At 72.7% G+C, this 22,585-nt stretch carries 20 protein-coding genes; 8 read left to right on the forward strand and 12 right to left on the reverse strand.

Annotation, left to right across the window (positions count from 1 at the left end; translation table 11 throughout):
* Positions 1-38: 38 nt before the first annotated feature.
* Entirely contained in the window at positions 39-1,013 is a 975-nt protein-coding gene (locus ACWEOZ_RS17340; RefSeq protein ID WP_451911688.1) for a sigma-70 family RNA polymerase sigma factor, read from the forward strand.
* Positions 1,014-1,026: 13 nt separating this feature from the next.
* Positions 1,027-1,602 carry a DUF2087 domain-containing protein gene (locus ACWEOZ_RS17345; protein WP_451911689.1) on the forward strand — a complete coding sequence of 192 codons (576 nt, stop codon included), beginning with the start codon at positions 1,027-1,029 and terminating at the stop codon, positions 1,600-1,602.
* Here the strand turns inward: ACWEOZ_RS17345 and ACWEOZ_RS17350 are convergent.
* Complete coding sequence (locus ACWEOZ_RS17350; protein ID WP_451911795.1) at positions 1,599-3,491, reverse strand: SMI1/KNR4 family protein; 1,893 nt, start codon at positions 3,489-3,491, stop codon at positions 1,599-1,601. The two genes, ACWEOZ_RS17345 and ACWEOZ_RS17350, sit on opposite strands and share 4 nt — an antisense overlap.
* Positions 3,492-3,561: 70 nt before the next feature.
* Positions 3,562-4,008 (reverse strand): SRPBCC family protein, encoded by a 447-nt coding sequence (locus tag ACWEOZ_RS17355; RefSeq protein WP_451911690.1) that lies wholly within the window; start codon positions 4,006-4,008, stop codon positions 3,562-3,564.
* A gap of 73 nt (positions 4,009-4,081) precedes the next feature.
* Here ACWEOZ_RS17355 and ACWEOZ_RS17360 point away from each other — a divergent pair, with 73 nt between their 5' ends.
* Positions 4,082-4,687: a TetR/AcrR family transcriptional regulator gene (locus ACWEOZ_RS17360; RefSeq protein WP_451911691.1), complete on the forward strand. Its 606-nt coding sequence runs from the start codon at positions 4,082-4,084 to the stop codon at positions 4,685-4,687.
* A gap of 3 nt (positions 4,688-4,690) precedes the next feature.
* On the opposite strand, the gene ACWEOZ_RS17365 is transcribed toward ACWEOZ_RS17360, so the two are convergent.
* The gene (locus ACWEOZ_RS17365) at positions 4,691-5,056 is read right to left on the reverse strand and encodes a hypothetical protein (RefSeq protein ID WP_451911692.1); all 366 of its coding nucleotides are present in this window, start codon (positions 5,054-5,056) and stop codon (positions 4,691-4,693) included.
* An 83-nt stretch (positions 5,057-5,139) separates the two neighbouring features.
* Between ACWEOZ_RS17365 and ACWEOZ_RS17370 the strand changes: the two genes are divergently transcribed.
* The gene (locus ACWEOZ_RS17370; RefSeq protein ID WP_451911693.1) at positions 5,140-5,871 is read left to right on the forward strand and encodes a class I SAM-dependent methyltransferase; all 732 of its coding nucleotides are present in this window, start codon (positions 5,140-5,142) and stop codon (positions 5,869-5,871) included.
* Positions 5,872-5,888: 17 nt separating this feature from the next.
* Positions 5,889-6,260, forward strand: coding sequence for a nitroreductase/quinone reductase family protein (locus tag ACWEOZ_RS17375; RefSeq protein WP_451911694.1), 372 nt, complete (start codon positions 5,889-5,891; stop codon positions 6,258-6,260).
* Here ACWEOZ_RS17375 and ACWEOZ_RS17380 read toward each other — a convergent pair.
* Positions 6,232-7,914 carry an aminotransferase class V-fold PLP-dependent enzyme gene (locus ACWEOZ_RS17380; RefSeq protein ID WP_451911695.1) on the reverse strand — a complete coding sequence of 561 codons (1,683 nt, stop codon included), beginning with the start codon at positions 7,912-7,914 and terminating at the stop codon, positions 6,232-6,234. The two genes, ACWEOZ_RS17375 and ACWEOZ_RS17380, sit on opposite strands and share 29 nt — an antisense overlap.
* A gap of 125 nt (positions 7,915-8,039) precedes the next feature.
* Positions 8,040-11,069 (reverse strand): PAS domain S-box protein, encoded by a 3,030-nt coding sequence (locus ACWEOZ_RS17385; protein ID WP_451911696.1) that lies wholly within the window; start codon positions 11,067-11,069, stop codon positions 8,040-8,042.
* 300 nt (positions 11,070-11,369) lie between these two features.
* Between ACWEOZ_RS17385 and ACWEOZ_RS17390 the strand changes: the two genes are divergently transcribed.
* Positions 11,370-11,828 carry a hypothetical protein gene (locus ACWEOZ_RS17390; RefSeq protein ID WP_451911697.1) on the forward strand — a complete coding sequence of 153 codons (459 nt, stop codon included), beginning with the start codon at positions 11,370-11,372 and terminating at the stop codon, positions 11,826-11,828.
* Between the two features lie 15 nt (positions 11,829-11,843).
* Here the strand turns inward: ACWEOZ_RS17390 and ACWEOZ_RS17395 are convergent, their stop codons facing one another.
* Genes ACWEOZ_RS17395 through ACWEOZ_RS17405 form a run of 3 tightly spaced genes read right to left on the reverse strand, consistent with a single transcriptional unit; the run spans position 11,844 to position 15,197 of the window.
* A complete protein-coding gene (locus ACWEOZ_RS17395) occupies positions 11,844-12,731 on the reverse strand; it encodes a class I SAM-dependent methyltransferase (RefSeq protein WP_451911698.1) in 888 nt (295 codons plus the stop codon).
* A 40-nt stretch (positions 12,732-12,771) separates the two neighbouring features.
* Complete coding sequence (locus tag ACWEOZ_RS17400) at positions 12,772-13,785, reverse strand: acetamidase/formamidase family protein (RefSeq protein ID WP_451911699.1); 1,014 nt, start codon at positions 13,783-13,785, stop codon at positions 12,772-12,774.
* Entirely contained in the window at positions 13,782-15,197 is a 1,416-nt protein-coding gene (locus ACWEOZ_RS17405) for an APC family permease (RefSeq protein WP_451911700.1), read from the reverse strand. Before ACWEOZ_RS17405 ends, ACWEOZ_RS17400 begins: the two co-directional genes overlap by 4 nt.
* A gap of 230 nt (positions 15,198-15,427) precedes the next feature.
* Between ACWEOZ_RS17405 and ACWEOZ_RS17410 the strand changes: the two genes are divergently transcribed.
* Positions 15,428-15,775 carry an STAS domain-containing protein gene (locus tag ACWEOZ_RS17410; protein ID WP_451911701.1) on the forward strand — a complete coding sequence of 116 codons (348 nt, stop codon included), beginning with the start codon at positions 15,428-15,430 and terminating at the stop codon, positions 15,773-15,775.
* 61 nt (positions 15,776-15,836) lie between these two features.
* Here the strand turns inward: ACWEOZ_RS17410 and ACWEOZ_RS17415 are convergent, their stop codons facing one another.
* The 3 genes from ACWEOZ_RS17415 to ACWEOZ_RS17425 form a co-directional block, all read right to left on the reverse strand.
* A complete protein-coding gene (locus ACWEOZ_RS17415; protein WP_451911702.1) occupies positions 15,837-16,277 on the reverse strand; it encodes an ATP-binding protein in 441 nt (146 codons plus the stop codon).
* A 72-nt stretch (positions 16,278-16,349) separates the two neighbouring features.
* On the reverse strand, positions 16,350-17,906 hold the full coding sequence (locus tag ACWEOZ_RS17420; protein ID WP_451911703.1) for a PP2C family protein-serine/threonine phosphatase: 1,557 nt from the start codon (positions 17,904-17,906) through the stop codon (positions 16,350-16,352).
* A gap of 101 nt (positions 17,907-18,007) precedes the next feature.
* Positions 18,008-18,853 (reverse strand): amidohydrolase family protein, encoded by an 846-nt coding sequence (locus tag ACWEOZ_RS17425; RefSeq protein WP_451911704.1) that lies wholly within the window; start codon positions 18,851-18,853, stop codon positions 18,008-18,010.
* A gap of 95 nt (positions 18,854-18,948) precedes the next feature.
* Between ACWEOZ_RS17425 and ACWEOZ_RS17430 the strand changes: the two genes are divergently transcribed.
* Positions 18,949-19,506, forward strand: a complete 558-nt coding sequence (locus tag ACWEOZ_RS17430; RefSeq protein ID WP_451911705.1) for a FadR/GntR family transcriptional regulator — start codon at positions 18,949-18,951, stop codon at positions 19,504-19,506.
* Here ACWEOZ_RS17430 and ACWEOZ_RS17435 read toward each other — a convergent pair.
* Positions 19,497-22,493 (reverse strand): beta-galactosidase, encoded by a 2,997-nt coding sequence (locus tag ACWEOZ_RS17435; protein WP_451911706.1) that lies wholly within the window; start codon positions 22,491-22,493, stop codon positions 19,497-19,499. The genes ACWEOZ_RS17430 and ACWEOZ_RS17435 overlap by 10 nt on opposite strands.
* Positions 22,494-22,585 lie beyond the last annotated feature (92 nt).

The following is a 22,585-nucleotide window of genomic DNA, read 5'->3' on the forward strand; positions in this document are numbered from 1 at the left end:
TGGAAAGTCGCCCACGAGCGCACTAACGTCGGTGCCGGATGCTCAGCTCCGACCATGACGATCAATGCGACCTGGACGCGGCCGCGAGGGCCTACGCCGAGGACCGGACCCGGGCCGGCCCGGCGGGGCGCCGAGCGCTGCGCGACGACCTGATCCGCCGGTGCCTGCCGCTGGCCGGCCGGCTGGCCCGCCGGCACCAGGACCGCCCCGAGCCGCTCGACGACCTCGAGCAGGTCGCCCGGCTCGGCCTCATCAAGGCCGTCGACCAGTACGACCCGGCGCGCGGCTCGTTCACGGCGTTCGCGGTGATCACCGTCTGCGGCGAGCTCAAGCGGCATCTCCCGGCCCGCACCCGGGTCCCGGCCACGGCGGGGGCCGCCGAGCCTCCGGGCGCCCGGGCACGCACGCTCGCCGACCTCCTCGGTGGCAGCGACGAGACGATGGACGAGCTCCCGGACCGGCTCGCGGTCACCGAACTGGTCCGGATGCTGCCGCACCGCATCCAGCGGATCATCGCGTGGCGCTTCCACGGCAACCAGAGCCAGGCCCGGATCGCCGAGCAGCTGGGCATCTCCCAGATGCAGGTCTCGCGCCTGCTGCAGCAGGCGCTGACCTGGCTGCGGACGGCCATGCTGAGCGACGTCCCGCCGCCCTGGACGGGCCAGGACGACACCCACGGCCCGGACAGCCTGCGGATCGACATCCGGCACGGCGACACGGCGCTGATGGTCCGGGTACGCGGTGAGATCGACCGGGACACCGCCGACCGGCTGCGGCACCGCCTGCACGCCGCTGTCTCCCTGGCCACACCCGGCCCGCTGGTCGTCGACCTGACCGGAGTTCCACTGGTGGACGCGGCCGGAGCCGCGGTGCTGCGCGACGCGTTCATGGCCGGTGCGTTGTCCGGGGTGGAGGTCACCTTCACCGGTCTGCAGCCGCATGTGGCCACGGTGCTGACGGTGCTGGGCCTGACCCGTACAGGAAATGCGGGTGCGCCCGCCGAGCCGCGGTGACTACGTTGGCGGGATGTCCGTCGAAGCTGCCCGCGCCGCCGAGGTCCTCGCCCAGCTGTCCGTGCCGATCCGGCTGCTCGCCCTGGCCGAGCTGGCCCGCCGCGGCAAGGAGGGCGCCTCCCTCGGGGAGCTGTCCTACGCCCTCGAGCGGCCGCTGCCGGAGGTCGGTGACGCCTGCGCCCGGCTGGTCGGCCTGGGCGTGGCGGTCGGCTCCGGCAACGGCTTCTACCGCGCGAAGCTGGAAGGGCTGCGCGACGCGGCCGACGCCGTGGACCGGTTGCAGCCGATCACCGCGCTGCTGCGGGACTATCCGCAACTGCGCGCGAACTTCTCGCACGGCCGGCTGACCGGGCTGCCGCCGACCCTCAGCGACCGGTACGCGCTGATGGGTGAACTGCTGGCCCGGCACCTGGCGCTGGACGGCCTGTACGCCGAGGACGAGATCAACCGGCGGCTGGCCGAGGTCACCGACGAGGTGGCCGGGACGCGCCGGATGCTGGTCGACACAGGCTGGCTGGAACGGGACCGGGCCGGCACCACGTACGGTCCGGGACGGCCACTGCCCGAGCCGGCCCGCTCCGCTCCCTAATGGACATCCCACTCCAGCACGCCCTGCCGGGTCACCCTGGGCCGGTAGCTGTTGCCGAACGGACGTCCGGACTCCAGTGAATCAGCGGTCTTCTCCAGGAGCTCGGTGACCGAGGCGGGCCAGTCCTCGAAGGAAACTCCGTCCTCGTTGTAGAACTCACCGACCCGGCTGTGACTGCCCGGGCGCTGGTCCACGAACAGGTTGCCACCGTCACCGGAGGACGCGAACGGCACGAATGCCTTGTCCCACCAGGTGCTGTCCTGCTGGCCGAAGACCTCGACCAGCACACCGCAGAGCGTCAGCCACTCGCCGGGAATGTCGCGCACGGGCATCGGGCCGTAGAAGAACGGCAGGGTGAAAGCGGCGCCCTTGTCGTGGATCACGCCGTCATGCCGTCTCAGGGAGGCGACCAGATCGGCCGGGAAGGCGACCGACATCCGGCGCTGGGCGGCGTCGATCCGCTTGGTGTCGGCGGGCGGCTGCAGGGAACGGCGGGTGGCCGGGGCGTGGGCGGCCAGCCAGGTCTCGATGCGCTTCCAGGCGGCGTTGACCCGCTTGGTGGTGGCCCGGTCCGGGGCGGTGGGGGTGACGCGGGCCTGGTTCTGCGGGCAGACGTCACTGACCGGCCGGGTGGGCGGGGCCGGAACCGGTCTCTCCGTATCCAGCTCCGGCTCCGGCTCCCGCTCGGTCGCTTTTGTGCGCGGCGCCGGTTGGATGGTGACCTGTTCCAGGGTGGCCTCGGTGCGGAGGGTCGGCTGGCAGAAGGCCAGGCCACAGACCACGAGGGACATGGAGACGAAGACGCCGGCGAGGAGGAGGACGACACGTTTGCCGCTGGCGGTGGCCGGGGGTGGGAGGGGCTGGGGTGGTGGGGGTGGGTTTTCGGCCTTCGGCCGGCCGGCCGAGGCGTGCAGCAGGGGGTGGAGCCATTGCCTGGCGGCGGTGGGGAAATCTTCGGTGTGGTCGGTGGGCTCGGCGGGGATTCGGCCGGCCGGCGTGACCGGCATCCCGGCCTCGTGATCCGGTACGGGCGGAGTGTCGGCGGTCTCTGGATCTGATGCTTCCGGTCGCGCGGCACTGCCAGCTGCAGTGGCGTCGCCGGCGCTGGGGGCGCCCGTAGCGCCCTCGGCGCTTTCGCCGCTCTGGTCGATCTGGTCGCTCTCGGACCTTTCGGCCTGGGCGGTGCCGGCTTCTTGCTCTAACTCGGATCGTTCCCCAGGCCCAGCTTCCTGCCCCGGCCCGGCTCGTTCGCCGGGCCCGGCTTCCTGCCTGGTCTCGGCTTCCTGGTCTGGCTCGGCTCGTTGCCCGAGCCCGGCATCCTGCTCCGGCCCAGCTTCCCGCCCCGGCCCGGCTCGTTCCCCGGGCCCAGCCTCCCGCCCAGGCCCAGCTTCCTGCCCGGCGTTATCGCTCTGCGCGGTGGCGCCCGAGGGTTCGTCGCCGACCGTGATGACTGCGGCGGTGAGGCCGTGGCCGGCCAGCGCGCCCAGGGCGAGGGTTGTGTGGTTCGCCGCGTCCGGTCCTGTTCCGGTGACCACGACGACCGGGGCGGACACTGCCACGGCGAGGTCCATCAGCGTCCAGCCGGCTCGTCCGGCCGGCACGAGCAGGCCCGGCACGCCCACCACGAGAACCAGGCCGTGGGTGCGGGCCAGCGTGCGTACCAGGGCGACAGCCTCGTCCACGCTCAGCGGGTCGGCCGCGCTGTCACCGGCTTGCAGGAAGGTGGCGAGCTCCCCCAGCAGCAGCTGCCCGGGTGGGGTCGCGGCCCCGAAGACCAGCGCGGCCGCGCGAACCGTTGACGCCGCAGCCAGAGCCGCCGCGGCGGGTTGCCAGTCGACGGACGCTGAGGTGGTGGCCAGGACCCAGGGGCCACCGTCCGGCCACGGCACGGGCAAGGTCGACTCCGGTGTTTCGCGGGATGCGGGACGCCGACATGGTAGCGACGGAGGGTGACATTTCTCAGCCCGTCGCGTGGTAGGCGGCCAGGATCGGTGGTACGCCCTCGGTGAGCATCTTGCGGCGCACGTTGCCGAGGAGCTTGGACATCGCGAAGCCGCCCGGCCCGGTGAAACCGGTGTGCGTCCACGTGAAGCGCGTGCCGCCGGCGGTCGGTTCGAGCAAGTAGGTGACGTCGGTGACGGCCTTGCTGTCCTCGTCGCCCTGCCACGTGTAGCGCAGCGTCCGGGGCGCGTCCACTTCCGTGACCTGGCAATAGACCACGCCGGCCCAGCCCATGGTCGGCTTACCCACGAAACGGAACCTGGTGCCGACCACCGCGGCGTAGCCCTCAGGGCGTCCGCCGCGTCCGGTGGTTGTCCACTGGGCGACGTACTCGGGATCGGTGAGGACGTGCCACACCTCTTCGATCGGATAGCGGTACTCGCGGACGACCGTGTACTGACTCATCGCTTCCTCCCTGATGGAACGGCTCAGGGCCCGACTCTAGCCTACCTACCGGTAGGTAGGCTAGAGTGAGGGCATGTCCACGACACCCGCCCTCAGCCCGTCGCGCCGCTCCGGGCCGGAAACCCGGGCGGCGATCCTCCGGGTGGCGCTGAAGCTCTTCACCGAGCAGGGGTACGACGCGACGTCGATGCGCCAGATCGCCGATGCACTGGGCATCAGGAAGGCGTCGCTCTACTACCACTTCGCCGGCAAGGAGGAGATCGTCCGGTCCTTGTTCGCGCAACGCGGCGACGAGGCGGAGCAGCTGCTCGCGTGGGTGACCGCGCAGCCGCAGACCATTGACCTGGTCAAGGCGGCGGTGCTGCGCTGGGTGGACTCGTTCTCGGCGGACAAGCTGCACGGGCTCCGCTTCCTGTCCGCCAATCCCCTGCTCGTGCGGTCGCTGGCCGCGCAGGGCGACAACCGGATCGGCTCAGCCCTCGCCGCTCTCATCGACACCCTCGCGGCGGTGCTGCCTCACCGCACCGCGGTCGACGCGCTTCAGCTGCGTATGGCCCTGCTGAGCATCAACGCTGCCGTAGAGGCTTCCACGCAGGGCGACTTCACCGATGAGCAGATCCTCGCTGCTGCCCACCGAAGCGCCACCGTTCTGGTCGACGCCCTGGTGGAGCGCAACTGAGGATCAGGGTCCGGTTACCACCCTGCTGTGCCGGTGGAACTGGTCTTGGCCCAGCTCCCGGACCAGGAATTCCCGGTACAGGTACTCGATGAAGGTGTTTTCGAGCAGCTGGGGAGCGCTCGCCGTCAGGACGTCCAAGGTCTCCCTCATATAGCTGAGGACCGAGCACAGCAGGTCGAGGTAGGAGCAGTCGGCCGCGCCCTCTGCATAGTTGGCGCGGACTTCGACCCGACCCTCGGTCAGGGTGAATCGGATCCGGTCGTTCGTGCCCTGGAAGCTCAGCTCAGCGCGACCGTTCAGAGCAAGCTGGTCCAGCATGCTTCGTAGTGACAGGCCGAAGTCGAGGACGGGCTCGCGGGGGCGGCTCATCGTGTTTGAGCACCGCGAACAGTTCGATCATCGGGTGAGCTCCTGTCTGTGTCGGGTGCGACGCCGGCGGGTACCCTCGGCCCGTGTTCTCGCCTCAAGGTCCATCCCTGCGCGAGCTTTGCGTACAAGCCCTCTCCTCCGTCGAGCGGGGATATGACCTGCTGGCGCCGAAGTTCGACCACACGCCGTTCCGGACGCCGGACAGCATTCTCGAGGCGACCGTGGAGGCACTGCAGGACAGCGGGCCGTTCGGGAGGGGTTTGGACGTCTGCTGCGGCACCGGCGCCGGACTGATGACCCTTCAGCGCTTGTGTCAGGGCGGGATCACCGGCGTCGACTTCAGCGCAGGCATGCTCGGGCAGGCGCGGGCCGCTTATCCCGATGCCTCGTTCGTGCGGGCCGATGTTCGCGCCCTGCCCTTCGCCGGTGAGTTCGATCTCGCGGTGACCTTCGGGGCGCTCGGGCATTTCCTGCCCGCGGAACGGCCGGCGCTTTTCGAGGGCGTTCACCGGGCGTTGCGGCCCGGCGGGCTCTTCGCCGTTCCGATGGGTGTGCTGCCGCCGGCGACGTCGGTCTCGCATTGGGCGCTGACCGGCTTCGACCTGGTCATGCGGGTCCGCAATGCCGTGCTGCGGCCTCCGTTCGTCATGTACTACCGCACCACCGCGCTGCCCGCCATGGAGCACGACCTGACGGCGGCCGGCTTCACCGTCGAGTCCAGTCCCCTGCTCAGCCTGGGCAGGTACCGGGACGGCAGTCCGCGGTGCTGGATCCTGCTCGCCCGGAAGCACCCTGTTGACCTGAACCCGGCTTGAGGTCGGAGGATCGCCTCATGACGGTGACGGACCAGGCCCGGCAGGCGCTCGAGCGGCAGCAGACGGTGGAGATCACGACGATCGGGCGGCGCAGCGGGCGCCCCCGCCGCATCGAGACGTGGCGCTACCGGGCGAACGGCCGTTTCTGGCTGACCGGCAGCCCGGGGTCCCGCGACTGGTACGCCAACATGCTCGCGCATCCCGATTTCACGCTGCATCTGCACGGTCTGGACCTTCCGGTACGCGCCCGCGCGGTGACCGATCCGGACGAGCGGGCCAGGGTCCTCGGCGAGATCGTGCCGACCCTGGACTGGGCCGAGAGCTTGGAGAGCTGGCTGGCCGGCAGTCCGCTGGTGGAGATCATCTTTGCTCGTCCAGGCACTCCGTAGGCAGCAGGAACCAGCGCAGCTTCTCGAACGCCGGGGGCAGGTCCAGTCCCACCCCGTCGATCGGCTCCGGCCGCTCGCGCATGATCCGGCGGGCCTCGTCGAGGTAGCCCGCGAGCACCTCCTCCCCCAGCGTCGGCCGCGGCCCGGGCGTCGAGACGTCGCCGTCCGGGCCGAGCCGCAGGTCCGACAGGCGGACCGGCTGCCCGGCCGCTTCGACGTGGCGCCACCGGCCCGTACGCGGGTCGAAGCGGTAGTCGCCCAGCAGCCGGCCGCCGTACCGGGCGATCAGCGCCACCGCCTCGGCCAGATAGTCGGCCACCTCGTCGGAGATGAAGTAGTTGAGGTTGATCCGGGCCCAGCCCGGCTTGATGCCCTCCCACCCGTCGACGATCTCGGCGTGGAACTCGCGGGAGTGCGCCTCGTCGATGCCGAGCAACCGGTGGCCGTACGGGCCCGCGCACGAGCACCCACCGCGGGCCTGGATGCCGAACAGGTCGTTGAGCAGCGCCACCACGAAGTTGTGGTGCAGGTGGCGCTGGCCGGCCCGGATCTGGAACGAGACGATCGACAGCCGCTCGGCCGCCAGGTCGCCGAGCACCTCGATGCGGCTCTCCCCCGCCCAGCGGTCCAGCGTCCGCCGCCACAGGGCGTGTTCGCGGGCGCCGATGGTGTCGGTGCCGACCGCTTCCTTGACCGCGAAGACCAGGCCCGCGCGGACCGATTCCACGATCGCCGGGGTGCCGCCCTCCTCCCGGGCGACCGGGTCGTCCAGGTAGCGGTGGGTGACCGGGTTGACGAAGGCCACCGTCCCACCGCCCGGCACGGTCGGCACGCGGTTGGTCAGCAGCCCGTGGCGCAGGACGAGGACACCGGGGGTCTGCGGGCCGCCGACGAACTTGTGCGGGGAGAGGAACACCGCGTCCAGGTGGTCGGCACGGCCGGGTGCGGACTCGCGCATCCGGATCGGCACGTACGGGCCCGCCGCCGCGTAGTCCCACACCGACAGCGCGTCGTGCTCGTGCAGCAGCCGGGTCACCGCGGTGGTGTCGGTCAGCAGGCCGGTGACGTTCGAGGCGGCGGAGAAGCTGCCGATCCGCAGCGGACGGTCCGCGTACGCGACCAGCTGCCGGCGCAGGTCGTCGAGGTCGACGTGGCCCTCGGGGGTGGCGCCGATGGTGACCACGTCGGCGATCGTCTCGCGCCACGGCAGTTCGTTGGAATGGTGCTCGTAGGGTCCCACGAACACCACCGGCCGCTCGTAGCCCGGGATCACCGCCGTCAGGCCGTACCGGTCGGCGAGGGTTTCCGGCAGGCGCAGGCCGAGGATCGCGACCAGCTTGTTGACCGCTGCCGTGGCCCCCGAACCGCAGAACAGCACCACGTGCTCCGGGCCGGCGCCCACGCTGCGGTGGATGATCCCGCGGGCCTCCTCGCGCAGGGCGCCGGTCTGCAGCCCGGTCGCGGAGGCCTCGGTGTGGGTGTTGGCGTAGCGGGTCAGCACCTGCCGCCGGATGAAGTCCTCGACGAAGTCCAGCGCCTGGCCGGACGCCGTGTAGTCGGCGTAGGTGAGCCGCCGGGGACCGTACGGCCCGTCGAGCACCTCCCCCGCGCCGAGCAGCCCGGTGCGGATCCGGTCCAGCAGTGATTTCTCCACGGCGGCCTCCCCCGGCCGGGCCGGCGTCGGTGGCGGCCCTGATCAACCCCGTTCTACTGCATGGACGCCACCGTGGTCTGCACCCGGGTTCGTACGGTCGTGCCCGACGCCGCACCCCGCGCCGTTCACCCGGGCGGGGCGCCGGCCGCGGCCTGCTGGAGCCGGGCGTGCACGCAGTCGAGCAGGTCACGCCGGGTGAACGGCTTCTCGATGATGAGCACGCCCGGCTGGAGCGTGCCGTTCTCGGTGAGGACCGGCTGGGCGTAGCCGGACATGTAGAGCACCGGCAGGCCGGGCCGGAGCGCCTGCACCCGGGCGGCCACCTCGTTGCCCATCATCTTCGGCATGATCACGTCGGTGAGCAGCAGGTGGATCGGCGCCGGGTGCTGCTGCGCGATCCGCAGGGCGGCGGCACCGCCGTCGGCGACCAGCACCTCGTAGCCGGCCCTGGTCAGGATCCGGCTCGTCGCGACGCGTAGCGCCTCCTCGTCCTCCACCAGCAGGATCGTCGCCTCGGGCGCGGACCGGACGGCCGGTGCGCCGTCCGGCTCCGGTGCCTCGGCGACGGTCATGGCGTCGTCGGAGGCCGGCAGGACGATGGTGACCGTCGTACCGATGCCGGGCTCGGAGTAGAGCCGGACGTGACCGCCGGCCGCCGTGGCGATGCCGTACACCGTGGCCAGGCCCAGCCCGGTGCCCGCGCCCGGCGGCTTGGTGGTGAAGAACGGCTCGAAGGCCCGCTCGGCCACCTCGGCCGGCATCCCGTTGCCGGTGTCGCTGACCCGGAACCGGACGTACCGGCCCGGGGCGAGGTCGGTGCAGTCCGCGACGTCGTCCTCGTCCAGCTCGGTGTTGCCGGTGTCGATGGACAGCGTGCCGCCGCCCGGCATCGCGTCCCGGGCGTTCACCGCCAGGTTGAGCAGGATCTGCTCGAACTGGCTGGGGTCGGCGCAGACCGGCCACAGGTCCCGGTCCAGGTGGGTGATCAGGTGGATGTGCTCGCCGAGGGTACGGCGCAGCATCTGCTCGACGTCGCCGACCACGTGGTTGAGGCTGAGCACCTGGGTCTGGGTGATCTCCCGCCGGCCGAACGCGAGCAGCTGCTTGGTCAGCCGGGTGGCGCGTTCGGTGGCCCGGCTGATCTGGCCCAGGTCGGCGCGGGCGGCGGTCAGCTCGGCCGGCTCCGGTACGGGGTCGGCCAGGGTCTCGGTGAGCAGCTCGGTGTAGCTGGCGATGACCGCGAGGATGTTGTTGAAGTCGTGCGCCACCCCGCCGGCGAGCTGGCCGAGGCTCTCCAGCCGGCGGGTGTGCTGCAGCCGGCGCTCGGCGGCGTCCCGCTCGGCCTGGGCGGCCAGCCGTTCCCGTTCGGCCTGGGCCTGCAGCCGCTCGGTGACGTCACGGATGGCGGCCGAGACGATGACGCCCTGGTCGGTCTCCAGGGCGGACAGGCTGATCTCCGCCGGGAACTCGGTGCCGTCCTTGCGCACCGCGGCCAGCGCCGTCCCGGCACCCATCGGCCGACGCTGCGGGTCGGTGAAGTAGTTGAGGCGGTGCTCCGGATGGACTGCGCGGTTCCGCTCCGGGACCAGGATCTCCACAGGCTGACCGAGCAACTCGTCGCGCCGGTAGCCGAACAGCCGCTCGGTCTGCGCGTTGAGCAGCGCGATCCGGCCGTCGGCGGTGATCCCGACGATCGCGTCGGGAGCGGCCTCCAGCAGCCCGCGGAACATCGCCTCGGCCCGCCGGCGCTCGCTGGTGTCGCGCGCGATGCAGGCCACCCCGGTCGGCTGCCCGCTCGCGTCGGTGATCAGCGACGAGGTGAGCGACACCGTCACCGGTACGCCGTCCTTGGTGAGGTTCTGCACCTCCACCTGGTCGACGCACTCGCCGCGGACCGCCCGGGCCAGCAGTTCCGCCTCCTGGTGCTGCTCCCCGGGCGGGAACAGCAGGGCCGCGTCCCGGCCGACCACCTCGGCGACGGTGTAGCCGTAGAGCCGTTCGGCCCCGGCGTTCCAGCTGGTGATGACGCCCTCGAGGTCCTTGCTCATGATGGCGTCGGCGGATGACTCCACGATCACCGCGAGCCGGTGCCGGTCGTCCAGCACCGCGGCCCGCTCGGCCAGGGCCGCGGCCTGGCTCGCCAGCTCGGCGAACAGCTCGACGTCGTCGTCGGCGAACAGAGTCCGGTAGCGGTGCAGCAACACCAGCGCGCCGCCGGTGCCCGGCAGGGGTGTGGCGTTGACGAACCGGGTGCCGCTGATCCGGGCCAGGTCGGCGGCGGCCGGCGGCGGATCGGTCCAGCCGGCCAGGGCGTCGATGGTCACCGGACCGGTGGACAGGCGGCTCACGTCCTGCGGCCGGTAGCGCCGGGCGTCCAGGTCGAGCTCCGGATCGCTGATCAGCTGCACCGTTTCCCCGGGCCCGGGCAACAGGATGACGAGGGCGTCCGCGCCCAGCACGTGCCGGGCGCTGCGGCAGTAGCGCTGCCAGATCCGGGCCGCGGGTTCGGCCGGCGGGGCCGCCAGCAGGCTGCGCATGAGGCTGTAGGCCGCACCCCACGACCAGATCCGGCGCAGCCAGTGCGGTGGCACGAAGGCCAGCAGATACATCAGCGCCGACACCACCGCGACCGAGCGGGCCAGCACCGTGACCTCCGCCCCGGCGAACAGCAGCACCACCCCGAACAGCATGGTGCCCACGGCGGCACACCAGAGCCGGATCCGGGCCGCGCCGCCCCGGCGCCGGGCGTCCGCCGCCAGCAGCGCCGCCGCGACCGCCTCCACCAGGAAGAACAGCAGCACCGCGGGCCACACCACTCGAGCGGGCAGAGGCGGCTGCGCGACCAGGACCGGCACCGCGGACACGATCCACGCGGCGAGCGCCGCCCATTGGACCCACAGCGGCACCGGGCGCATCCGGCTCACCAGCCGCAACGTGCACAGCGGCTGTCCCAGCAGCACCGCGGTGATCAGCGCGACGGCCGCGCGCGGCGGCTCTCCCATGGTCAGCCGGAGCACGCCCAGGACGAACAGCATGGCCACCGACGCGAAGATCAGCATGACGTCGCGCAGCAGCGGGTCCCGCCGGCGCGCGTAGCTCACTGCCGCCCGAACGAAGATCAGCACGAACACGGCCGTGACCGCGAGAGCCGCCATCAGATCCCCAGTGCCGCTTCCACCTGCTGGTGCATCACCTCATCCTTGATGACGGCGGGCCCGGCCGAGGCCGGATCGCACGATGCATCGGCCGCGGCGGCTCAGCGGTGGCCGTCTCGGTGCCGGCGGCCAGCGCGGTGAGCTCCGGCCACGCGCCGGCGGCGTCCGAACCCACCGGCGCGGCGGCCGCGCGTGACGAGCAGCACTCCCGGCGCCCGGCCGGCCGGCGGGTGCATCCATCCGGGCGCCGGCCGCCGAAGTTCCTGCGACTGGCAATCCGACGAGGAGACGAGGTCCCACGTGTCGGCCACCCCGGAAACCGAGCACCAGCAGCGGCGGACCGCGCCGGACATCACCGCGTATCTGCAGACGGCGGTCTGGGACCTGGCGTACAACGGTGCGCTGCCGCCGGAGGAGGCCCTGCGGCTGCACCACGCCGCCCAGATGCTGCTGTCCGCGAGTGAGCAGCTCGTCCACGCCAGCCTCGGCGCCGGCACGGCACCTCCGGCAGACGCCGACGGGCTGGCGGACGCCCCGGGTATGACCCGGCTGCTGCTCGCCCTGGTCGCCTTCACCCGGCTCGACGCCGTGGAACGCGGCCGGCTGGCTCCGGACCTGGCCCGCTCGGCCCGCTCGACCCTGCGCCGGGAACGGGCCGAGGCGATCCGCCTGACCGGCTGGTCGGTGGCCGACCTGGCCCGGGAGTACGGCATCTCCCCCGGCGCCGTCCGCGCCGCCCTGATGGAGGATCAGGCGTAGGAGCGCGCCGGCCGATCAGGCCGGCTGGAAATGCCAGACCATCAGAGCGGGCGTGTCCCGCCAGGCTGCCGCCGCAGCCGCCGGGACGATACCGAGCAGCGACCACGGCCAGTCGTCCCACGGGCCGGGGTCGATCGTCTCCGGTACGGTCCCGGTCGCCTCGCCGGTCCCGCGGCCGGGCTCCTCACACCGGCGCACCTGCAGGCCCAGCGGCAGGGCGGCCGCGAGGTAGTCCGCGGCCCGGTGCCGGTACGCCGGCAGGAACCCCGGTTCGCCGCCGGCCGACCGCACCCGGGGCACCGAGCCCAGCGCGACCAGCTCCTGGTGCACGTCCGTGATCACCAGGTGACCGCCCGGGCGCAGCACCCGGGCGAACTCGCCGAAGGCCGGCCGCAGGTCCTCGAGGTGGACCAGCGCCAGCGCGCACACGATGACGTCGGCGTGGTCGTCCGGCAGCGGCAGGCTGTGCAGATCGCCCTGCCGGAACTCCGCCGCCGGCACCCGGGCGCGGGCCTGCTCCAGCATGTCGGGTGAGCTGTCCACGCCGATGACGCGGTGACCGCTCCGGGCCAGGTGCTCCGCGTGCCGGCCGGTGCCGCAGGCCGCGTCCAGGGCGACGCCGGCCGGCAGCCCGTCGAGGATCTCGTGCACGAGGGCCTCCTCGGCGGGGAACAGGCCGTTGCCCGGCTCGTCGTAGGTGCGCGACCACACCCGGTATCCGGCTACTGTGTCCAGCCGACGGGCCGTGACGCCCTCGCCGTGCAGCTCGGCGCTGTCCAGCAGCCGGCGGATCTCGGCGATGCGCGCCTCGGCGAACGCCCGGTCGTGGTCGCCGCCGAAGGCGCGCAGCAGGGCGACACCCTCGAGACCGAGCAGGTACGCCAGCGGGTGCTGATAGATCATGGCGGGACGCTAGCCGACCACCGGCCGGGCACCCACCGATTTACCGGGTGGCCAGATACCCCCCGGACGCCGCCCGGAGGCGGGCGTGCACACCGTCGTAGGCCGTCGCCGGACCCAGGTAGCGCTTGTCGACCTTGGCCAGCATCGTGTAGTTCGGGTCGCAGACATTGCCCACCGGGGCCTCGCCGGCCTGGCTGAGCAACTGGTACGCGTCCAGCGGATCCAGTCCCACCAGCCCGGCCGTCCAGGTCACCAGGTCGTGCTGACTGATCCGGTACGCGTCCTCCAACGGTCGCGCCGAGCCGGTGGACATCAGCGCCGTGTCGCTCTCCAGCCGTGGTGTCGGCGTCTCCGTCCCTTTGATCACGTCGACGATCACCGTGGTGTTCATCGCCGACTCCACCCCCGTGCCGCAGACCTCGCCGTGGCCCTGCCGGCAGTGCCCGTCGCCGAGGGCGAACAGCGCGCCGCTCACGTTCACCCCGAAGTACGCCGTCACGCCCGCGCGCAGTTCGGGACTGTCCATGTTGCCGCCGTGCACGTCGGGCACGATCGTCATCCGGCTCTCGAAGGCGGCGGGGGCGACTCCGGCCGTACCGTGCATGGGGTCCAGGGGAAGCTCGACGCTGTAGTCGCCGCGCCGGGCTCGGTAGCGCACCGTGCCCGCGGCGACGTCGACGTCGTAGCGCCAGACCAGCTCCTCCAGCGGCGGGTGCAGCATGGCCGTGGTGTGCGTGGCGGTCAGCGCGCCGAAGTGCGGGAACGTCGTGGACACGGCCCAGTCGCGGGCCGGCACGATCTCCACGAAGTGCACCGCCAGGGTGTCGCCGGGCTCCGCGCCCTCGACGAAGAACGGCCCGGTGACCGGGTTGAGGTAGGGGAACTCGCACACCCGCGACGGCAGGTCGCCGACCTCGCGCACCCGGCCGCCGAAGCAGTCCTCGGTGTAGAGCTCGAGGACCGTGCCCGGCCGCACCCGCCGCACCGGCTCGCGCCCGCCGAAGGTGTAGGCGAGCTCCTCGGGGCGGGGACGGTAGCTGAGCACCTCGGTCATGGATTCTCCCTTTCCGGCGGATCGGCCAGGCCGGCCAGCACCGGGCGCCGGCCGGTGGCGTAGAAGACGGCGAGCACCACCAGCCCGAGGCCGAGCCAGACGAACCCGAGCACCTGGGCCGCCACCTTGGCGTTGATCACCACGTACAGCAGGATCAGGAAGCCGATCACCGGCACCACGAGGTGGCGCAGCCAGTCGCGGCTGCCGTGGCGCACCACATAGTGGATCACCACGGCCACGTGCAGCGCCAGGAAAGCGGTCATCGCACCGAAGTTGACCAGCGTGGACAGCAGCGAGATGCCGTCGTCGCGGGCGGCCATGGCCAGGCCGAGGGCGAGCGACACGGCGGCGACCAGCAGGGTGGCGTTGGCCGGCACCTTGTGGCGTTCGTTGATCCGGGCCAGGAAGGCCGGCATCTGCCGGTCGCGGGCCATCGCGTACAGCAGGCGGCTGGTCGCCGCCTGCGCGACCAGCGAGTTGGCGAAACCCCAGGCGATCGCGGTGGCCAGCGCGGTGAGGCCGGCCAGCCAGCCGCCGCCGGCGGCCCGGGCCGCGTCGTAGAAGGCGGTCCCCTCCGGGTCACCCTCGGCCAGCAGACCGGGCGCATCCGGTACGAGCAGCGACGCCACCCAGGTCTGCACGATGAACAGGGCGCCGGCCAGCACCAGCGCGCCCACCATGGCCCGGCCGATCCGGCGCGCCTCGACCCGGCTCTCCTCGGCGAGCATGGAGATGCCGTCGAAGCCCAGGAACGACAGCACCGCGATCGACACCGCACCGAAGACCACCGACCAGGAGAAGGTGTCGGCGTTGAAGAACGGGCTGAACGAGAAGCCGGCACCCTTGCCCCGCAGCAGCGCCGCCACGCCCACCACCAGGAAGATCACCAGGACGACCAGCTCGGCCACCAGCATCACCCGGTTGACCTTGGCCGTCATCTGGATGCCCAGGTAGTTGACCACCGTGTTGACGACCACGAACACGACCAGCCAGAGCCACACCGGCACGGCCGGGACCAGCGAGTTCATCGCGACCCCGGCGATCAGGTAGAGCAGCCCGGGCACCAGGACGTAGTCGAGCAGGATGACCCAGCCGGCCAGGAAACCGACCGGGGCGGCGATACCCCGGCCGGCGTAGCTGTAGACGGAACCGGCCATCGGGAAGGCGCGCACCATCTGGGCGTACGACAGGGCGGTGAACGTCATCGCCACCATGCCCACCACGTAGGCCAGCGCCACCATGCCGCCGGAGCCGCTGTACACGCTGCCGAAGATGCCGAACGGCGCGATCGGCACCATGAAGATGAGCCCGTAGATCAGCAGGTCGGTGAAGGACAGCGACCGGCTGAGCTCCTGGCGGTATCCGAACTTCTCGAGCCCGGCGGTGGCCGGTCCCTCCGGTGGCTGCGTCACGGCCTGCCTCCTCGACCCGGGGCCTGCTCGCCCTGTCCGGGCCGGAGGCTACCCACATCCACTGGCACCTATGCCTCGGACCGGTCCCATCCAGAAATCGGTACAGCCGGCCGTCCGGGCCGATCGGTGCCCGATTTCCTGGGCCACGTGCACCGGGGAACAAGCGCACCCGGGCGTGACCGGATCGTGCTGTGCACGGCGGGCCGGGATGTCATACCTGCGTGCTAGACATGCTGGTTGTGACTACTCCCACCCATGAGATCAGCGCGCGGACCACGCCCGACGGCGTCCGGCACGTGTGCCTGGCCGGCGACTTCGACATGAGCGTGGCCGCCGAGCTGTCCGATGCCCTGGTGCGCGCGGCCCGGGCCCCGGGCGTCCGGGAGGTCATGGTCGACCTGCGGCGCACCGAGTTCCTGGACTCGCACGGGATCGCCGGGCTGCTGGCCGGCTACGAGGCGGCGCGGCGGGCCGGGCGGCGGTTCGGCGTGGTGAACGCCGAGGGCATGGTGCGGGAGGTCCTGCAGATCACCGGCCTGGCCGAGGTGCTGTGCGTCGACGACCGCCTGGCGGGCTGACCCGGGGCGGGCCGGCTCAGGGCGGGCCGGCTCAGGGCGGGCCGGCTCAGGGCGGGCCGGCTCAGAACTCCGCGTCGGTCACCGGGAAGGACGCCCAGATGTGCTTGGTCGTCGTGGTGGCGTACCAGCAGAGGTCCAGCGCCAGGGTCCGGACGATGTGCAGCCCCCGCCCGCCCACCCCGGCCAGGTGGATGCCGGCCAGCTGGGGCACGCCCGCAACGTCCTGATCCGCGACGTCGACGAGAAACCGGCCGTCGCAGCGCAGCAGGCGCACGACAGCCGGTGGGCGCCCGTGGCGCAGGGCGTTGCTGGCGAGCTCGGTGGCCACCAGCACGACCCGGTCGGCGACCTCGTCGGTGGCGGCCGGATCGACCAGCCGGTACGCGGACAGGGCATCGCGCAGACCGAGGCGCAGGGGCCGCAGTTCGTCGCCGTGCGAAAGTGACCACTGCTCCAGCTCCACGGCCTGCGCGGGCGGCGGCGACGTCCGCAACAGACTCATGGGCTGCCTGATTGCCCCAGGGGATCTTGTGGAAACATCCCTGCCGATCTGCCGGGGTCGATCGCCGGCGGGTCAGGGCAGGACGCGGACGGCCAGCGTGCAGGTGTCGTCGTCCGGGCCGGCCGCCGGCAGCAGGTCCCGCAGGCGTTTGAGGGTCAGCTCGCCCGGCTCGGCCGACACCTCGGCCAGCGTGCGCATCACCTGCTCGAGCAGGTCCCCGCCGTCGGGGTTGCGCCGCTCGACCAGCCCGTCGGTGTAGAACAGCACCAGGTCGTCCGGCCGGAGCTGGACGCTGACCACCGGATACCGGGCGTTGTCGGTCGCGCCGAGCAGCACGCCGCGGGGCAGGGGCAGCTCCCCGGTGTCCGCGGCACGGGCCAGCAGCGGGGCCATGTGCCCGGCCCGGGCCCAGGACAGCACCCGGGTCGCCGGGTCGTAGGTGGCGATCGCGGCCGTTCCGGTGATGCCGAGCTGCCGGCTCAGCCCGTTGAGGTGCCGCAGCAGCACGCCCGGGTCGCAGATGCCGATGGACAGCCAGGCCACCAGGGCGAACCGCAGGTGGGCCATGCCGCTGGCCGCCTCCAGGCCGTGCCCGGCGACGTCACCGATGGCCAGCAGCGTGTGCCCGTCCGGCAGGGCCTGCGCGTGGTACCAGTCACCGCCGACCTGCACGGCCTTCTCCGCCGGCAGGTAGCCGACCGCGGCCTCCAGGCCCGGCAGCGGGACCGGGTCGCGCGGCACCGGCTGGATCAGCTTCTGCAGCTGCCCGGCCAGGCGGTGCTCGGCGATCGCGGTGATCTCCCGGGTGCGCAGCTGGTCGCCGAGCCGTTCGATCTCGGTCCGGGAGTCGACCCGGGCCGTGACGTCCTGCACCACGGCGTAGATCTTCAGCGGGGTCCCGTCCGCGTCCCGAGCGACGTCGGAGAGGATGCGCAGATACTTCACCGTCCCGCCCGGCTGGAAGCGGACCGTCACGTCGGAGGCGGCCCCGCTGTCCAGGGTCTGCCAGGCCGCCTCGGCCTGCCCGGCGTCCGCCGGCACCAGGATCGCCGCCTGCTCCGTGCGCGACAGCGGGCCCAGGGCGGGGTCCCGGTCGAAGATCCGGAACATGCCCGGGGACCACTTGCTGCGCGCGGTGCGCAGGTCGTACTCGGCCCAGCCGAGGTTGCCGAGCAGCTCGGTCCGCTCCAGGCGGCGCTGGTCCTCGTCGAGCCGCTGCCAGCCGACGAGCAGCCCGCCGTGCATCGGATGCACGCCGACGTCGAACAGCGCCTCGGTGACGACGCCGGCCTGCTGCTCCCGATAGCGGAAGCCGGGCAGCTCGGCGGGCTCACCGGTGGCCAGCACCCGCAGATACAGCTGCCACAGCGGGCCGCCGACCATGCTCGGATACAGCTCGCTGAGCAGCTCACCGATGCGGGAGGCGCCGCGCCCGAGGACGTCGCCGTCGTTGCCGCTGACGGCCGCGATCCGGAAGTCGGTGACCGGCCCGGCGCCGTCGGTCACGGGCAGCATCCAGGTGCAGCCGGCCGGGATCACCGCCAGGATGTCCCGCACCACGGCGACCAGGCCGGCCGGCGGACCCGGTGAACCGGTCACCGGGCCGGGGAGGCCGCCGTCAGTCGCCATGTCCAGCAGCCTAACGGTCGGCGCGGGCCGCGGAACCCACCGAACGCGGGACGCCTGACGAGGGACCTGACAGCTCAGGTCCACTGTGCCGGGCGGGCGGGTCAGGCGGCGGGCAGACGGTAGACGCTGGTGGCCGTGCCGGCGAGCACCTGTGCGCGCTGCGCCGGTGAGTGCCCGGCGAGCGCTTCGAGGACCACGTCGACCCACCGGGCGTACGGGGTGGCCAGGGTGGCGACGGGCCAGTCCCCGCCGAACAGGCAGCGCTCCGGGCCGAACTCGGCCAGCGCGTCCCGCAGGTACGGCAGCACGTCACCCGGCCCCCAGCGGGCCAGGTCGGCCTCGGTGGTCAGGCCGGACAGCTTGCAGACCACGTTGGGTAGCCCGGCGAGCCGGCGCAGCTGGTCCCGCCACGGGTCGCGCTCACCGGAGCGGACCGGCGGTTTGCCCAGGTGGTCCAGGACGAAGGTCACCTGGGGCACCAGCGCCACGAGTTCGGTGACCTCGGGCAGCTGGGAGTGCCGGACACACAGGTCCGCGGTGAAGCCGGACCCGGCCAGCGCCCGGACGCCGTCGACGTGATCGGCGCTCGTGGCGAAGCCGGGCGGCTCGTCCTGCAGGTTGCGCCGCACCCCGCGTACCAGAGGCAGCGCGGCCAGCCGGCGCAGGTCCGCCGAGATCTCCCGGCCGCGTTCGAGATCGGCGTGCGCGACCGCGCCGAGCAGCACGGGCCAGCCGGCGGCGACCTCCTCGACCCAGCGGATCTCGTCGCCGGCCTGGCCCGCGGCCCGGCCCGCCTCGACGAAGACCGCCCCGGTGAGCCGGTGGCCGCCGGTGTCGAGCGCCGCCGGCCCGAACGGGCGGTTCAGGGCCGGCTCGTCCGCCAGCCAGGGGTAGCTGAACCGGCGTGGATCCCACAGGTGCAGGTGGGAGTCGATGAGAGCGGTCATCCGAGCTCGCTGTTCTCCGGGTGGCCGCTGGGCCACGTGTGGTTGCGCACCGGCGCCAGGAGACGGCCGGCACCGGCCCGGGCCTTATCCTCCCGGTGGCCCGCGTCGTGGACGTGCGCCGCGGCGACGGCACCTACGTGACCAGTCTGGCGCCCCGGCTGCTGCTGGAGGGCTTCGGCCTGGCTGTCGACCTGCTGCGCGACGACAGCCTGCCGCAGATCATGGAGGTCCGCCGGCTGCTGGAGCCGGCCGCGCCCGGGCTGGCGGCGAGCCGGATCACGCCGGCGCAGCTCGACGAGCTGGCCGGGCTGCTGACCCGGATGCGCGCCGCGAGCGCCGACGCCGAGCTGCTCATCGGCTACGACGCCGCCTTCCACCACGCCATCGCGGCGGCCACCGGCAACGAGTCGCTGATGTCGCTGCTCGACGGGCTCAACGGCCGCACGTTGCGGGCCCGGCTGTGGCGCGGGATGACCGACAGCCACGTCTCGGTGCAGACGATCGCCGAGCACGAGCGCATCTACCAGGCCCTGCGGGCCGGCGACGCGGTGCTGGCCCGGGCGACCGCGCTGGTGCACGTCGACACCTCCGAGTCGTGGCTGCTCTCGCTGCTGCCGGACCGCGCGGACGCCGTCCACGACGCTCAGCGGTAGCCCGGGGCCCGGACCGGCGCCACCGGGACACCGCCGCGGACCGTGCCCAGGTCGGTGAGCCGGACGGCCTCCACCGCGTCCCCGGCGCCGCCGTCGCTGGTCACGGCGAGGGCCAGGGTGTTGTGGCCGCGCGGGTTCAGCAGGCCCTCCGGCAGCACGAAGGTGTGCTGCGGCCCGACGTCGGCGACGTACTGGCCGACGTTCCAGCCGTTGAGGAAGATCAGCGCGCGGTAGTGCCCGCCGGAGCGCGGGACGGCCGGATCGCCGATGGTCAGGCCCAGCGAGGCGTCGTGCCCGCGCGGGACGGCGAGGCGGAACGACGTGCGGTACCAGGACGTGCCGGGCGTCGCCGTGGTGTCCGGCACCGTCCGGGTGCCCCAGGCCCGGTCGGGGAAGCCGGGCAGGTGCCAGCCCGTACGCTCGCCGTAGAGGCCGCCGGCGTTGAGCGGGCCGCGTACCGGGTCGGCCGGCGCCTCCCCGCCCGCGTTGCCCTGGATTCGCCAGGTCGTCGGCAGGCCCGTGGCCGCGGCGATCAGCCCGCGGCCCTCCTTGTGCGCGTCGTTGACGCCGCCGTCCTGGTTGTGGCCGTTGTTGCGGACCATCACCGACAACACGTGCTCACCGTCGGTGCGCTGCGCCTCGGGCACGGTGAACGTCGCGGTGCCGGTGGTCGGCGGGGCGGCCAGCGCGCTGGGCAGCACGTGCCGGCCCAGGTAGGTGCCGTCGAGCCAGGCCTGCACCATCCCGGCGCCGCCACCGCCGTAGGTCAGGGCCACACTCGCGGGCGCGGAGCCGGTGAAACGCCCCCGGTACCAGACGTCGCCGTGGTGGAAGCCGTAGTCGTCGGCGGTGAGCACCGGCTGCCCGGCCGGTGGCCTGGTGGTGCTGTTGGTGGTGGTCCGGTCGGCGACCGTCCACAGCGCGTCGTCGAAGCCGGGGGCCTTCTCCGGTGACTCGCTCGCGTAGTGCCAGGGCCGGGCGGACAGGTCGGGCAGCGTGACGGGCTCCGGCCCGGGCAGGGCGGTGCGGCTGCGCAAACTGCCGGTGCCGGTCGGGCGGACGCGGACACCGGTGCCGTTCCAGGTCGCGGCGCGCACGCCGGCCGGCGCCCAGATCTCGAGGTCGGTCGCGGCGGCGGTGTCGCCGGTCAGGTGCACGGTGCGGCCGCGGACCACAGCGGTACGGGCCAGCGCCGGCCCGCGTACGAGCACCGGCCCGGCCGCGGTGTCGAGCCGCCACATGGTGTCGGCGACGCTGTCCGCGGCGAGCAGGAGCAGCAGGGGCGGGCGGCCACCGCCGGTGACGCGTACCCGGGCCAGGCCGGTGTGGGTGTAGTTGAGCCGCAGGTCGCCGGTGGTGGCGTCGAAGGTGCTCGTGACGGCGGTGTCGCCCGTTACCGTGACGGTCGGCGCGGACGCGTACCGCAGCACGGTCTCGCCGTCCTCGCCGTCGCGGCCGTGCAGGGCCAGCAGCCCGTGGGAACCGTGCGCGGCGTGGGTGGTGATCTCGGAGGTGGAGTAGACCAGGTGCTGGCCCTCGACGTCGTACCCGGCGACGAGGATCTTGGCGTCCTGCCCGTTGAGCCGCAGCTGACCGGACTGCGGCACGGTGTACGAGCCGTCGCCGGTCTCGACGGGGAACTGGAAGGTGTCGTTCGTCGTGCCGTTCGAGGGGTTGTGCACGGCGTGGTAGAAGTGCGTACCCGTGTCGGGGTTGACGTTGTGGTACAGCTTCACCGCCGCCGACGACGGAGAGACCGGCGGCCCGGCGTCCACCTTGGTCAGTGGTGCGACGCTCTGCACGAAGGAGCCGAGCTGTTTCATGGCCAGCGCCTTGGGCCGCAGCTGCCGGGCCTCGCTGATCGCCGCGCCGTAGTCGTAGGAGCTGTAGACGACCGGCGCCGGCAGCCAGCCCCAGCTGGTGCCGCCGAAGGTCATGTAGAAGTTCTGGATGCTCAGCCGGTTGGCGATGGTGGTGCCGTAGAACACCCGCTCGTAGCCGGGCCCCTGCCGCACCGCCGTGCACGGGTACGTCCCGTTGCTGCCCCAGTAGTCGAACCAGCCGCCGCCGAACTCGGCGGTGAAGCCGGGTGTGTCCGGCGAGGCCGAAGCGCCGCCCCGGGCGCCGCCCGGGCCGTGGATGCCCCAGTCCGGCGCGGTGTTGGGGCTGCCCGGGGTGGCATCGGTACGGCAGGTGCCACCCGGATACCCGTCGAAGGCGTACAGGTCGACCGGCCCCTCCACCGTGCCGGCGACGCCCGATCCGGCGGGCACCCAGCGCCCCTCGCGGCCCTTGTCGTTGTGGAAGATCGGCACGGTGATGCCGTCGGCGCGGACTTTGTCCCGCAGGTGGGTCATGTAGGCGCGCTGCGTCGTCGCGGTGTTGGCCAGCTCGTTCTCGATCTGGTACAGGATCACCGTGCCGGTGCCGTCGGTGAGCTGGTGCCGCTTGATGACGGCGTCGACGGCGGTGAGCCACTCGTCGGCCGCGGCGAGATGGTCCGGGGCGTCGGTGCGGGCCTTGCCGGCCTGGGTAGTCAGCCAGCCCGGATAGCCGCCCGCGTCGACTTCCGCGTTGATGTACGGCCCCGGCCGCGCGATGACGTAGAGCCCGGTCTCGGCGGCGATGGTCAGCAGCCGGTCCATGTCCCGGACGCCGGTGAAGTCGTAGACCCCGGGCGCGGGCGAGTGGTAACCCCAGTCGAAGTAGACGGAGACCGCGTTGTAGCCGGTCGCCTTCATCTTCTGCAGCACGTCACGCCACAGGCCCGGGCTCGGCAGCCGGAACGGATGGAACTCCCCCGACCACACGAAGGTGCGCCGCCCGTCGAGGGTCAGCGAGTACCGGTCGTAGCCGATGGTGTGCGCGGCGGCCGCCCGGGCCGGGGCAGCCGGCGCGGCCGAGGCGTGGACCAGGCCGGTGCCGGCGGCGAGCAGGGCGGCGACGGCGAGCGACAGGCGGCGCCGGAAGCGGCGTGGGTTGGTCATCTCATCCCCGGTGAACGTCAGATGTCTGGGGTGTCCCGCCGAAGCTATCGACCAAACCCGATGTCCACAAGCCAGGATGATCCGATGTCTGC

This window comes from Actinoplanes sp. NPDC004185, assembly GCF_053603475.1.